The sequence below is a fragment of the Novosphingobium soli genome (genome assembly GCF_042432915.1).
Classification (GTDB): Bacteria; Pseudomonadota; Alphaproteobacteria; order Sphingomonadales; family Sphingomonadaceae; genus Novosphingobium; species Novosphingobium soli.
Window position 1 is genome coordinate 1 of the sequence record NZ_JBHLWK010000021.1, and the last position, 12793, is coordinate 12793.

General features: G+C 67.0%; 12 protein-coding genes and 1 tRNA gene. 3 read left to right on the top strand and 10 right to left on the bottom strand.

Features of this window, described 5'->3' with window-relative positions; genetic code table 11:
* Positions 1-14: 14 nt before the first annotated feature.
* From ACFFJC_RS16570 to ACFFJC_RS16580, 3 genes are all read right to left on the bottom strand, one after another.
* Positions 15-662, bottom strand: a complete 648-nt coding sequence (locus ACFFJC_RS16570) for a type IIL restriction-modification enzyme MmeI (protein WP_379488603.1) — start codon at positions 660-662, stop codon at positions 15-17.
* A 165-nt stretch (positions 663-827) separates the two neighbouring features.
* Positions 828-2027 (bottom strand): tyrosine-type recombinase/integrase, encoded by a 1200-nt coding sequence (locus ACFFJC_RS16575; RefSeq protein WP_379488604.1) that lies wholly within the window; start codon positions 2025-2027, stop codon positions 828-830.
* A 153-nt stretch (positions 2028-2180) separates the two neighbouring features.
* Positions 2181-2270: transfer RNA gene (locus tag ACFFJC_RS16580), tRNA-Ser, on the bottom strand.
* Between the two features lie 157 nt (positions 2271-2427).
* Here ACFFJC_RS16580 and hspQ point away from each other — a divergent pair.
* On the top strand, positions 2428-2808 hold the full coding sequence (gene hspQ / locus ACFFJC_RS16585) for a heat shock protein HspQ (RefSeq protein WP_379488605.1): 381 nt from the start codon (positions 2428-2430) through the stop codon (positions 2806-2808).
* Between the two features lie 36 nt (positions 2809-2844).
* Here hspQ and ACFFJC_RS16590 read toward each other — a convergent pair whose 3' ends face one another.
* Together ACFFJC_RS16590 and ACFFJC_RS16595 are read right to left on the bottom strand one after the other, a co-directional pair.
* Positions 2845-5013, bottom strand: coding sequence for a putative bifunctional diguanylate cyclase/phosphodiesterase (locus ACFFJC_RS16590; protein ID WP_379488606.1), 2169 nt, complete (start codon positions 5011-5013; stop codon positions 2845-2847).
* Between the two features lie 141 nt (positions 5014-5154).
* Complete coding sequence (locus ACFFJC_RS16595; protein WP_379488607.1) at positions 5155-6048, bottom strand: ABC transporter permease; 894 nt, start codon at positions 6046-6048, stop codon at positions 5155-5157.
* Positions 6049-6140: 92 nt separating this feature from the next.
* Here ACFFJC_RS16595 and ACFFJC_RS16600 point away from each other — a divergent pair, with 92 nt between their 5' ends.
* Both ACFFJC_RS16600 and ACFFJC_RS16605 read left to right on the top strand, forming a co-directional pair.
* The gene (locus tag ACFFJC_RS16600; RefSeq protein WP_379488608.1) at positions 6141-6857 is read left to right on the top strand and encodes a GcrA family cell cycle regulator; all 717 of its coding nucleotides are present in this window, start codon (positions 6141-6143) and stop codon (positions 6855-6857) included.
* 4 nt (positions 6858-6861) lie between these two features.
* On the top strand, positions 6862-7542 hold the full coding sequence (locus ACFFJC_RS16605; protein ID WP_379488609.1) for a peptidylprolyl isomerase: 681 nt from the start codon (positions 6862-6864) through the stop codon (positions 7540-7542).
* A gap of 251 nt (positions 7543-7793) precedes the next feature.
* Here the strand turns inward: ACFFJC_RS16605 and pnp are convergent, their stop codons facing one another.
* From pnp to ACFFJC_RS16630, 5 genes are all read right to left on the bottom strand, one after another.
* A complete protein-coding gene (gene pnp / locus ACFFJC_RS16610) occupies positions 7794-10136 on the bottom strand; it encodes a polyribonucleotide nucleotidyltransferase (protein ID WP_379488610.1) in 2343 nt (780 codons plus the stop codon).
* A gap of 257 nt (positions 10137-10393) precedes the next feature.
* A complete protein-coding gene (gene rpsO / locus ACFFJC_RS16615) occupies positions 10394-10663 on the bottom strand; it encodes a 30S ribosomal protein S15 (protein ID WP_379488611.1) in 270 nt (89 codons plus the stop codon).
* 5 nt (positions 10664-10668) lie between these two features.
* The gene (gene truB, locus ACFFJC_RS16620) at positions 10669-11580 is read right to left on the bottom strand and encodes a tRNA pseudouridine(55) synthase TruB (RefSeq protein ID WP_379488612.1); all 912 of its coding nucleotides are present in this window, start codon (positions 11578-11580) and stop codon (positions 10669-10671) included.
* Positions 11580-12086, bottom strand: coding sequence for a DUF2239 family protein (locus tag ACFFJC_RS16625; RefSeq protein ID WP_379488613.1), 507 nt, complete (start codon positions 12084-12086; stop codon positions 11580-11582). The genes truB and ACFFJC_RS16625 overlap by 1 nt, the downstream gene beginning before the upstream one ends.
* A 99-nt stretch (positions 12087-12185) precedes the next feature.
* Positions 12186-12776, bottom strand: a complete 591-nt coding sequence (locus ACFFJC_RS16630; RefSeq protein ID WP_379488614.1) for a thymidine kinase — start codon at positions 12774-12776, stop codon at positions 12186-12188.
* Between the last annotated feature and the right edge of the window lie 17 nt (positions 12777-12793).

Sequence of the window (12793 nt, forward strand, 5' to 3'; positions counted from 1 at the left end):
ATAGCCTTCCCGGGTCACTTCTCAGTGGCAATCAACACCTTATCGCCCGCATGGGTGAACAGCAGGCGCGAGAACTGATTGTTGGGGAAGATGCCGACATCCTCGGCGAACATGCAGAAGATCAGCCGCATCATCAGCTGGTTCATCTCATGCCGACGTTCGTAGCCGCCCCAATCCGGATTGGCCTTGGTCAGCGCGTCATAGAGCCGGGCCAGCTTGCCGGTCGCTTTAACGTCGACGGGATTTTCTTCGACCGCACGGTAGCGTTCCTTGCCCGCGGCAGGCAGGAAGAAGCCGAAGTTGTCGCCAAGCTCGGCAAAGCGGCAATGGAGTGTATCGCCCGAGGCCGGATGCTCGGCCGAGATCATCTCGCCATCGGTGGCGATCAAAATCGCGGGCTTTGAGGTCTTGGTCTTCTTCGAGCTACGCAGCTGGTCCAGCGCGCCATCGGTCATGCCCGCCAGCGCGGGGGCATAGTGGAACTTCTTGCCGAACAGCACACCGCCTTGAAGGTCGGACTTGTTGGTTAACCCGCTCCGCAGCTTGGAGATCGCTGCCTTGGCACCATCTGTGGCGGCGGCAAAGGCGAAAGGGAATTCGGTGGCGTCAAACGGTTCGGCGGCAATCTCCGCCAACGCGTCATAAATTTCAGTAGGGTTCATCAAGGGCCTCGAGATGCTTACCCATAGCTAAGTGACGCCCAATCTTGAAGCCACCGAAAATGCTTTGGCCAAAGAAAGAAAATCAGTTTTCGAAGATGTTAATCAGCACTGATCACCGCATCTCGAAAGGGATCTCACAACGAAGCTGCGCGGTTCGCATGACAATCAACAGCCGCTTAACCATTTTGCCCAATCGTCCATGAGCGCTCGACGCTTCGCAAGTTGATCTCCACGACGATAGGCGCGCTCCACCTGATTCTTGACGACGTGCGCAAGAGCAAGTTCGACGGTGTCACCGTCGTGATGGGTCTCCTCTGCAGCCCAGTCGCGGAATGAGGAGCGGAAACCATGCACTGTTACGTCATCAATTCCCATACGCCGAAGCACGGCTGACAGTGTCATATCTGATAGTGGCGACGTGACCCGGACTCCCGGAAACACTAAATCGGTCTGAACCATACGCGGCAACGATCGAAGAAGCTCTAACGCCGGCGGGGAAAGTGGGACGCGATGCTCGCGATCCGCCTTCATTTTCTCGGCTGGGATCGTCCATATCGCTTCATCAAGGTCAAACTCATCCCAAGTAGCCTTTCGCACTTCCCCAGAGCGCAGGGCAGTCAAGATCGTAAGCCGCAGTGCGAGAGCCCCCATTCCCGGCTGGTCAACGAGCGACCGCCAAAAACTTGGCACAAGCTTCCAATCCATGGCGTCATGGTGCTTGACCTTATGGACCTTTGATTTGGCTGGAAGGACCGCATCGAGATTGCCGCGCCACCTGGCTGGGTTCTCTCCTTGCCTCAAGCCTTTCACCTTTGCAGCATCGAGAATAGCCTCGATTCGCATGCGAACCCGGGTGGCGGTCTCAGTCTTGTTGTTCCAAATCGGCTTCAAGATCTGGAGGACATGCTCTGCGTTTATCTCACCAACCGGCATGTCGCCGACTACCGGGTATACGTAGGTCTTGAGCGTGTTCTCCCATTGCTGGCGGTGCTTGCTGTTCTTCCAGCCAGCTTCCTGCATCGCGATGTGATCTTCGGCGACACGCCGAAACGTCGCCGCTTGAAGCTTTTGCCCCACCTGTTCGATCTGCGCAGCGATTTGTCGCTCGCGCTGTTCCTCAGCTTTCACCTCCAGAGGATCCGTACCTTGACGAACAGTCGCCTTGAGGCGGGCAGCTTCCGCGCGTGCTTCCACCGGCGGGAGAACAGTCAGCGCCCCCAAGCCCATCTCACGGCGACGGCCTGCGATCTGATAGCGATATAGCCAGCTCTTAGCCCCGCTGGACTTCACTGAGAGATAGAGACCGCCTCCGTCAGCGTGCATGCCCGGTTTTGCGTTGCGGATTTCTATCTGTGTGAGCGGCATCGTTCTTCATCCCACCATCTGTCCCACCACAATCTGACCGATTGCATGCGAACGGGGAAGAACCACGACGAACGATAATCGTGGGATAAGCCGTAAAACCCGCGCTTTTCTGCGGGTTCCGTGGACATTTACGAACGATTTTGGATGAACTCTTGGCGGAGAGGGTGGGATTCGAACCCACGGTACGGTTACCCGTACACCGCATTTCGAGTGCGGCGCATTCGACCACTCTGCCACCTCTCCGCAAGAGATCGCGATGCAGCGGAGACTGTCCGCCGGGTCGGGAGAAGCGCGCCGGTAGCCGACTTGATCGGGCTCGGCAAGCCCCGATTTGCAATTTCGGGGAACAGCGCCTGGCGCTCGCTTGTTTGCCTTTCGTGCAAGACCTATATCGAGAGCCATGAACAGAGCGTCCTTCTTCTCTCCTCAGGCCGGACGCGTGATCGAGGCGCCGCGGCAGACGCGGGCGCGTTTCGGCATCGGCGACGTCGTGCGGCACAAGCACCACGACTTCCGCGGCGTCGTCTTCGACATCGACCCCGTCTTCGCCAGCAGCGAGGAGTGGTACCAGTCGATCCCGGCCGAGGTCAGGCCCCGTCGCGACCAGCCCTTCTACCACCTTCTCGCGGAGAACGAGGAGTCGAGCTACGTCGCCTATGTCAGCCAGCAGAACCTGACCGGGGATGCCGATGGCGGCCCGGTCGAGCACCCTTCGCTTTCGGAGATGTTCGACGCCTTCAGCAACGGCCGCTACCCGCTGCGCCGCGGCCTGGCCCACTGATCGGCGGGTCGCCCCGGCAAGCCACGGTCTTCGCCGTCACACGGGCCGGGAGGGCAGGTCCAGCCCGGCGCCATGCCGCCGCGCCAGCAGTGCGACCAGCTTCTCCGCCGGCAGCGGGCGCGAGAGCAGATAGCCTTGAACCTCGTGGCAGCCGACCTTCTTCAGGAACTCGTACTGATCCACCCGCTCCACTCCTTCCGCCGTGAGCTGGAGCCCGTTGGCGCGCGCGAGGCTCACGATCGCCTCCACCAGGGCGGCGCCCGGCACCGTGTTGAGCGCCTGCACGAAGGAGCGGTCGATCTTGATCCGGTCGACCGCGAAATCGCGGATGTGGCTGAGCGAGGAATAGCCCGTACCGAAATCGTCGAGCGCACAGGCAACCCCCAGTCGCCGCAGCTCGGAAAGCGAGCGGGCAACCTCGCCCGAGGCGCCCAGCAGCGCGGTCTCGGTCAGCTCCACCTCGAGCCGGTCGGGGACGATGTGCCCCTCGTCCACCAGCCGCCGCACGGTCTCGACGAATTCGCGGCTGCGCAGCTGGATGGGCGAGACGTTGACCGCGATGCGCAAGTCCGGCCAGGCGCGCGCGTCTTCCACGGCGCGGTGCAGCACCCACTCCCCCAGCACCTGGATCAGTCCCGTCTCCTCGGCCGAGCGAACGAACTCCGCCGGGGAGACCAGGCCGACATCGGGATGGTGCCAGCGCAGCAGCGCCTCCACGCCCACCATGCGCCCGTCCTCGAGCGCGTAGATCGGCTGGTAGTGGAGTTCGAGCTGGCGGTCGCGGTCGGCCAGCGCCACGCGCAGCTCGCGGTAGATCTCCTCGCGCGAGCGGACGTCGAGGTCCATCTCGGGCGTGAAGAAGGCAAAGCGGCTGCGGCCCTCGGTCTTGGCCTTGTAGAGCGCGATGTCCGCCTTGCGGGCGAGTTCGGTGCGGTCGACGCCATGCAGCGGCGCCACGGCGACGCCGATGCTCGCGCCGATGAAGGCCTGCGATCCCGAGAGGTCGAAGGGCCGCTCCAGCTCGGCCACGATGCGCGCGCAGATCCGCTCGATCGCTTCCTCGTTCTCCGGCTCGCCGATCAGGATGGCGAACTCGTCCCCGCCGAGCCGGGCAACGACGTCATAGGCGCGCACTTCGCCCAGCAGCCGGCGCGTCACCTGTCGGATCAGCGCGTCGCCGGCGGGATGGCCGAGCGTGTCGTTGACCTGCTTGAAACGGTCGAGGTCGATATAGAGCAGCGCGAGCAGCGTGCCGTGCCGCCGCACGCGCGCGAGGGCCTGGTCGAGGCACTGGTCGAACATCGCGCGATTGCCGAGGCCCGTGAGTTCGTCGTGGAGGGAGCGATGCTCGGCGCGCACGCGGCTCTCCTCCAGATCGTGAGTCCGGCGGACCAGGCGGCTGGAAAGCACGTAAATGATCGCGGCCGAGAGCAGGAGCGCCACGATCAGCGCCGGCGCCAGCGCGCCAGTCACCTGCCGTCCGGGCGCAAAAGGCTTCCACAGCAGGTAGCCGATGGTCGACCCCGAACGCGCGCGCAGCGCGATCGAGCGGGTCTCCCGGTCTTCCCGCGCCGCGATCGCGTAGTGCGCGTCGGCCAGGCCGTACTGGCGCCCTATGCGCGAGAAGAACTGCTCGTCGAGATAGACCACGGCGACATGGACCGACTCGGTCCCGGGCGCCTGCGGCAGAGCGCCGCTGTTCGAGATGATCGGCTTGGCGCTGATGATCGCGGGATGCCCGCGCACGACGGCGAGGTCCGCCTGGCCCGGTGACAGCAGCGCGAGGTCCAACTCGTTGCGCCGACCGCGCTCGTGCGTACGGCGGAGGACCGAAACCAGCGGCCGGGCCGCGCCCTCGATCGCGATGAAGCTCTCGGGCCGGGAACGGCGGCCTGCGCGCATGGCATAGATCGGCTGGTCGTGGGGATCGAGGATATAGGCCTCGTCGATCCCGGCGTAGCGGTGGAACCACGCGCCGAGGTTGGCGTCGATCCAGGCGAGGTCGAGCGGGGTCCGACGCACCTGCAGCACGGCCTCGTCCCAGACCGTCGTCGATTCCTGGGCGTGGCCGACGCGCTCGATCCCTTGCGCGATGACCAGCGAGGCGATGGCGCGATCACGATCCTGCGCGATGCGGTCCACCTCGCGACCGGACCAGTAGAGCAGCGCGAGCGTGACCACGAGCAGGCAGAGCACCGCGATCACGATCGGCGCGGTGAATCGCGCGACAGTCTGACCTCGGCTTTCGGTTGGGTTGCTTCCAGGCCTCACACGATGGAATGTGCACTGGAGCGAATAACGTTTCGTTAATGAATTGTGACGGTCCCCGTCATGCGCCGGGCGCGCTCAACCCTTCAGCTTCCATCCCGAGCGCAGCACCAGGAACACGATCACTGCGAGCGCCGCATCGAGGATGCCGAGGCCCAGGGCGCTGTGCAGCACCGCCATGTTGGTGTCGCCGATGTCGCTCGCGCCCAGGAACCCGAAGCGGAAGCCCGAGATGATGTAGAAGAACGGGTTGGCGCGGCTGATCGCCTGGAAGGCCGGGGCCAGGTTGTCGATGACGTAGAACGTTCCCGAGAGCAGCGAGAGCGGGGCGATGACGAAGTTGGTGACCGCCGCGTTGTGGTCGAACTTCTCGGCCCAGATGGACGAGAGGAACCCCAGGAGCGAGAGGAACACCGACCCCGCCAGGCCGAACCAGATCACCGCCCAGGGATGCGCCACCGAAAGGTCCACGCCTGGCCACAGCAGCATCGCGCCCGTCAGCGCCAGCCCCACCAGCACGCCGCGCGTGACGGCCGCGCCGATCATCGCCAGCATCAGCTCCGCCTCGGTCAGCGGCGGCATCAGGAAATCGATGATGGTCCCCTGGATCTTGCCCGAAAGGAACGAGAAGCTGGCGTTGGCAAAGGCGTTCTGCATCATCCCCATGACGATCAGGCCCGGCGCCACGAAGGTCGCGAAGTTGACGCCCAGGACCTCGCGCCCGCCCCGGCCGAGGGCGACGGTGAAGATCACCAGGAACAGCAGCGTGGTGATCGCCGGGGCCCAGATCGTCTGGGTCTGCACCTTGAAGAAACGGCGGACCTCCTTCATATAGAGCGTCTTGAGCCCCACCCAGTTCACCTGGTGGATCACCGGCTCTCCCTTTGCCGGAAATCGGCGCGCCGGATTGTCGCTGGGTTCAAGGATCCCGGGGGTGTCCGGCAGCTCAGTCGAATGGGGTTGATCGGCCATGGACCGGCGACTATCGGCTGACGCCTTCCGAGGCAAGCGGCGCCTGGATAGCCGGGGCGATTCCCGATCGCCCCCTCGAGGATGGAAGTGTAATGAGCTGGACTGACGAGCGGATCGAGAAGCTGACCAAGATGTGGGAAGGCGGCGCGACCGCCAGCCAGATCGCGGACGAACTCGGCGGTGTCAGCCGCAACGCCGTGATCGGCAAGGCCCATCGCCTGGGCCTCAAGGCGCGCCCGTCCCCGGTGAAGCCGAACGAGAAGCCCGCGCGCGCACCGGCCGCAGCCCCCGCCGCCGCGCCCAAGAAGGCGAAGCCGGTGGACGCGGCCCCGGCTCCGGCCCGCGCCCCCGAACCGCAGCCCGAGGCGCCGGTCGCCCGCGCCGCACCGCCCGCGCCGGCGGCTCCGGCCCCGGCACCGCGCGCGGCGGAACCGGCCGCCGCACCCTCGACCGAACCGGCGGCGGCGCCCCAGCCGCGGATCGTCTCGGTCGGCCCGGGCGGCTTCCTACGCCAGGGCCCCGGCGACCAGCAGCAGCCGATCCCGCCCGCACCGCCGCGCCGCCTGGTTCCCGCCAAGCCGAGCGCCGACATCGCCGGCAAGACCAGCCTGCTCGACCTCAACGACCGCATCTGCCGCTGGCCGATGGGCCACCCCGGCGAGCCGGACTTCCACTTCTGCGGCGAGAAGGTGAACCCCGGGTTCCCCTATTGCGTGGAGCACTGCGGCCGGGCCTACCAGGCGCAGCTGCCCCGTGGTGCCCGCCGGCCTCCTCCGCCGCTGCCCTTCGGCGGTCCGCGGGTCCGCTGAGCCGGTGAGGGCCCGCGCGGTACTCCGGGCGGGGCTCGCCTCGCTCGTCCTGGCGATCGCGCCGGCCGCGGCACAGGATGTCGCCCCGGCGGCGCCGGGCGAAAACGCCGCTCCTGCGGCGGCGCGCGCCGAGTACGTCCATGTCGCCCTGACCACGCCGCAGGGGGTCATCACGCTGGCGCTCGACAAGACCCACGCGCCGATCACGGTCGCCAACTTCCTGAGGTACGTCGACGGCAAGCGCCTCGACGGCGCCACCTTCTACCGCGCCATGCACCTCGACTGGGGCGAGCCGCCGGCCGGCCTGCTCCAGGGCGGCCTTCAGGGCATGCCGGGCAAGGTCCTGCCGCCCATCGCGCACGAGCCGACCAACGTCACCGGGTTGAGCCATACCGCAGGCACCGTCTCGATGGCCCGCTTCGCCCCGGGCAGCGCCACCGCCGACTTCACGATCATGCTGGGCGACCTGACCTCGCTCGACGCGCAGCCCGCCTCGGACAACCCCGAGACCCGCGCCGGCTTCGCCGCCTTCGGGCATGTCGTGGGCGGGATGGAGGTGGTGCAGGCGATCTGGAACGCGCCGCGCTCCGCCACCAAGGGCGAAGGCGTGATGCGCGGGCAGATCCTGGAGCCGCCGGTGAAGATCCTCAGCGCCCGCCGCGTGAGCGCGCCGCCCGCGCCCTGAACGGCCGCCCGCCTCCGTTCCCCGGCGGCGCATCGCACAGCACGAGAGAGCCGCAAGAGCGTGGGCCGCGGCCGCGCCCCATGGGCCGCGCAGCCGCCGCTTGCGCTCGCCGCCCTACCCCTCCGCCGGCCGCATCGCGACCGTCCCCTTTCCCGTCTCTGCCGAACCGGATGATGGGAGGCCGACAACGAAAAGGGGCCGCGCTTTCGCGCGACCCCTGTCCTGATGCCGTGCGGGCCGAGGCCTGCCGATCAGTCTTCCTTCAGGAAGGCCGGCAGGTGGTCGGGGTTGCCGCCTTCGCTGCCGCCGCCGTCACGGCCGCCGCGCGGACCGCGATCGCCGCCACCGCGGGGACCCCGGTCGCCGCCCCGGCCGCCATCACGACCGCCACCGTCCCGGCGCGGGCCACGACGGTCACCGCCGCGATCGCCGCCTTCACGGCGCGGACCACGATCGCCGCCTTCGCGCGGTTCGCGCGGCGGACGGGTGTCCTCCAGCGCCGCGCCGGTGTCCTGGTCGACGACGCGCATCGACAGGCGGACCTTGCCGCGCTGGTCGATCTCGAGGACCTTGACGTAGACCTCCTGGCCTTCCTTGACGACGTCGGTGGGCTTTTCCACGCGCTCGTTCTTCATCTCGGAGACGTGGACGAGGCCGTCCTTGCCGCCCATGAAGTTCACGAAGGCGCCGAAGTCGACGATGTTGACGACCTTGCCCTTGTAGATCTTGCCGACTTCCGCTTCCTCGACGATGCCGAGGATCCACTTCTTGGCGGCTTCGATCTGCGCGATATCGGACGAGCTGATCTTGATCACGCCCTCGTCGTCGATGTCGACCTTGGCGCCGGTCTCGGCCACGATCTCGCGGATCACCTTGCCGCCGGTGCCGATGACGTCGCGGATCTTCGACTTGTCGATCTGGATCGTCTCGATGCGCGGGGCATGGGCCGACAGCTCGGTGCGGGCCGAACCCAGCGCCTTGGTCATCTCACCCAGGATGTGCGCGCGGCCGGCCTTCGCCTGCTCCAGCGCCTTGCCCATGATCTCCTTGGTGATCCCGGCGATCTTGATGTCCATCTGCATCGTGGTGATGCCGTTCTCGGTGCCCGCGACCTTGAAGTCCATGTCGCCGAGGTGGTCCTCGTCGCCCAGGATGTCCGAGAGCACGGCGAACTCGTCGCCTTCCAGGATCAGGCCCATGGCGATGCCCGAGACGGGGCGCGCGATCGGGACGCCCGCATCCATCATCGACAGGCAGCCGCCGCAGACGGTCGCCATCGAGGACGAGCCGTTCGACTCGGTCACGTCCGAGAGGACGCGGATGGTGTAGGGGAAGTCCTCCTTGGCGGGGAGCACCGGGTGCAGCGCGCGCCACGCCAGCTTGCCGTGGCCGACTTCGCGGCGGCCCGGGGCGCCGAAGCGGCCGACTTCACCGACCGAGTAGGGCGGGAAGTTGTAGTGCAGCATGAACGACGAGTACGACAGGCCTTCCAGGCCGTCGATCATCTGCTCGGCGTCCTTGGTGCCCAGGGTGGTGGTGCAGATGGTCTGCGTCTCGCCGCGGGTGAACAGCGCCGAGCCGTGGGTGCGCGGCAGGAAGCCGACCATCGATTCGATCGGGCGGACCTGGTCGAGCTTGCGACCGTCGATGCGCTGGCCGTCCTTGAGGATGGCGCTGCGCACGACGTCCGCCTCGACCTTCTTCATGGTCTTGATGGCGACCATCTGGGTCTGCGGCGTCTCGTCGGAGAACGCTTCCTTCGCCTTGGCGCGGGCGGCATTGAGCGCGTCCGAGCGGGCCGACTTGTTGGTCAGCTTGTAGGCGGCGGCGATGTCCTTGCCGACCAGGCTCTTGAGCTTCTTCTTGATGTCGGCGGTGTTGTCCGACAGGTCGACTTCCCAGGGATCCTTGGCGGCCTTTTCGGCCAGGTCGATGATGAGGTCGACCACCTTCCTGCACTCGTCATGCGCGAACATGACGGCGCCCAGCATCTCTTCCTCGGTCAGCTCCTTGGCTTCCGATTCGACCATCATCACGGCATCGCCGGTGGCGGCGACGACGAGGTCCAGGCGACCGTCGGTGAGCGCGGCGTCCTGCTTCGGGTTCAGCGTGTAGGCGCCGTCGACGAAGCCGACGCGGCAGGCGCCGATCGGGCCCATGAAGGGCACGCCCGAGATGGTGAGCGCGGCCGAGGCGGCGATCATCGCGACGACGTCGGGCTCGGTCTCGCCGTCATAGCTGAGGACCTGCGCGATGCAGTTGATCTCGTTGTAGAAGCCCTCGGGGAACAGCGGGCGCACCGGACGGTCGATCAGGCGGCTGGTGAGCGTCTCCTTCTCGGTGGCGCCACGCTCGCGCTTGAAGAAGCCGCCGGGGATGCGGCCCGCCGAGGAGAACTTCTCCTGGTAGTGCACGGTCAGCGGGAAGAAGTCCTGGCCTTCCTTCACCGACTTGGCGGCGGTCACCGCGCAGAGCACCACGGTTTCGCCGTAGGTGGCGAGGACCGCGCCGTCGGCCTGACGGGCGATGCGGCCGGTTTCCAGGGTGAGGGTCTTGCCGCCCCACTCCATGCTTACGGTCTTGACGTCGAACATATGAAATTTCCTCGACCCGCCGGCCCTATTGCAACGGCGGGGTTTACTGCCGGGGATACCGTCCCGGTCCGGTGCGGGGCATGTCTCGCCCCATCGGCTCGGACTCCGCCTTATTGCGAAGCCTCGCCCCTTTTCTCGTCATTCCCGCGAAAAGCGGGGTTTCCTTGTACCATCCGGCGATGACGCCCGATGGGTCATCGGCGGCGCCGGGACGCAAATACCAAACGGCCCGCCGAAGGGCGGGCCGGGGCTTCACGTCACTTGCGCAGACCAAGCTTCTGGATCAGAGCGTTGTACCGCTCGACATCCTTCTTCTTGAGGTAGTCGAGCAGCGAGCGGCGCTTGTTGACCATGGCCAGCAGGCCGCGACGCGAGTGGTTGTCCTTGTGGTGCGACTTGAAGTGCTCGGTCAGGTTCTTGATGCGCTCGGTGAGGATCGCGACCTGAACTTCGGGGCTGCCCGTGTCGCCAGCGGCGCGGGCGTTGTCCGAAATGATGTCCTGCTTCTTCTCGGCGGTGACCGACATGTACGTTACTCCGCGACATCCGTGAGGTTGAAACCCCTGACGACGCGGACGTCTCCGTCCGAAAGCTCCACCAGCGCGACGGGAACGGTCCCTTGCCTCGCCCAGTACAGCCCATCATCATGGGGCATTCCGGTCAGAACGCGGCCCTGGCGGACCGCCCTTGCCTGCTCCGGGTCGAGGTCGATGGCCGGGATGTCGTCCAGCCCCGCCTCCAGCGGCAAGAGTATCTGTTCAAGAGGCGCGCCCTTACCGACTTCGTTCAATTTGTCCAGCGAAATCGCGTGACTGAGGTCGAACGGCCCGGCCTGGGTGCGGCGGAGCATGGTGACGGTGCCGCACGAGCCCAGAGCCTGCGCGATGTCGCGCGCCAGGCTGCGGATATAAGTGCCCTTGGACACGCTCGCCAGGAGAGTGACCTCTCCCTCGGCCTGCTGCTCCTGCTCGACGATCTCGAGCGCGTGGATCGTGACGTCGCGCGCCTTCAGCGCCACGTCCACCCCGGCGCGGGCGAGATCGTAGGCGCGCTCGCCATCGACCTTCAGCGCCGAGTAGGCGGGCGGCACTTGCACGATCGGACCCGTGAAGCGGGGTAGCACCGCCGCCACCTCGTCGCGGGAGGGGCGCACCGCGCTGGTGGCGATCACCCGGCCTTCGAGATCGAGCGTGTCGGTCTCCTCGCCGAAGCGCACCGTGAATGCGTAGGCCTTGCTGCTGTCTAGCATCCGCCCCGCCAGCTTGGTCGCCTCGCCCAGCGCCACCGGGAGGATGCCTGAGGCGAGCGGGTCGAGCGTGCCGCCGTGGCCGACCTTCACCTTCTTGCCGTACCCCGCCTCGCGCAAGTTGCGCTTCACGGCCGCCACCGCCTGGGTCGAGCCAAGGCCGAGCGGCTTGTCGAGGATGATCCAGCCGTGCGGCATCAGCCGGCGTCCCGCGGCCAGGCGAGCGCGCGGGCATGCGCGGCCACGGCGCTGGGCCACAGCACGCAGAGCGCGTCGAAGTTCTCCCGGTCGCCGGCGTAGAGCGCGCGGATCGCCTCCTCGTAGCCGGGGCGGTCGCCGGCCATGACGGTGAGGAAGCGGCACGCCGCATCGAGGCACTCGCGCTCGCTGCGCCCGGCGCGCATCGCCGCCTCGACCAGCTTGCGCAGCGTTACCGAGGCGCCGCCGGGTTGGGCCGAGAGCCACTCCCAATGCCGCGGCAGCAGCGTCACCTCGCGCGCCTCCACGCCCAGCGCCGGGCGCCCGCGGGGGCGCGGCGCGGCGGCGCCGGAAAGGTCGAGGTCGACCTGCCGCCCGGTGTCGTCGTCGAAGGCGAGCAGGTCGCTGCTGCGGGCGAGCGGGCCGAGGTCGCGCAGCGCGCCGACGAAATCGCTGGGCGAGCCGCGGGCGATCACCTCGTCCTTGTAGAATACGGTCACGGGCATGCCTTGGTCCTTTCGCGGGCCGCGTGCTTTCGCGGGCCCATACATTTACCCGGGCGATATCGTCAATGCACCCGGGTGGAAAGTCCGGGATGCTGCGGGTCAGCGGCCCAGCGCCTCGCTGAAGTGGCGGCGGCACAGCGCGACGTAGCGGTCGTTGCCCCCGATCTCGGTCTGCGCGCCTTCGCTGACGGCCCGGCCGGTGTCGTCGACGCGCAGGTTCATCGAGGCCTTGCGCCCGCAGTGACAGACCGCCTTCAGCTCGACCAGGGTATCGGCGATCCCCAGCAGCACCGCCGCGCCGGGAAACAGCTCGCCGCGAAAGTCGGTGCGCAGGCCGTAGCAGAGCACCGGGATACCCGCCTTGTCGGCGATGTCCGCGCACTCCCAGGCCTGGTCGGGAGTGAGGAACTGCGCCTCGTCCACCAGCACGCAGGAGATCGGTTCCACCGCGTGGGCCGCGCGCACCTGGTCGAGCAGGTCGGTCTCGGCCCCGAAGCGATGCGCCGCGGCATGAAGCCCGATCCGGCTCTCGATCGCATGCTCGGACCCGAGAACGGCGGTGCGATCGTCGATGGCGGCGGTCCACAGCATGGTGCGCATGCCGCGCTCGCGGTAGTTGAAGTCCGCCTGCAGCAGCGTGGTCGATTTGCCGGCGTTCATGCTGGCATAGTAGAAATAGAGCTTGGCCATCGCTTGCTGGGGATAAC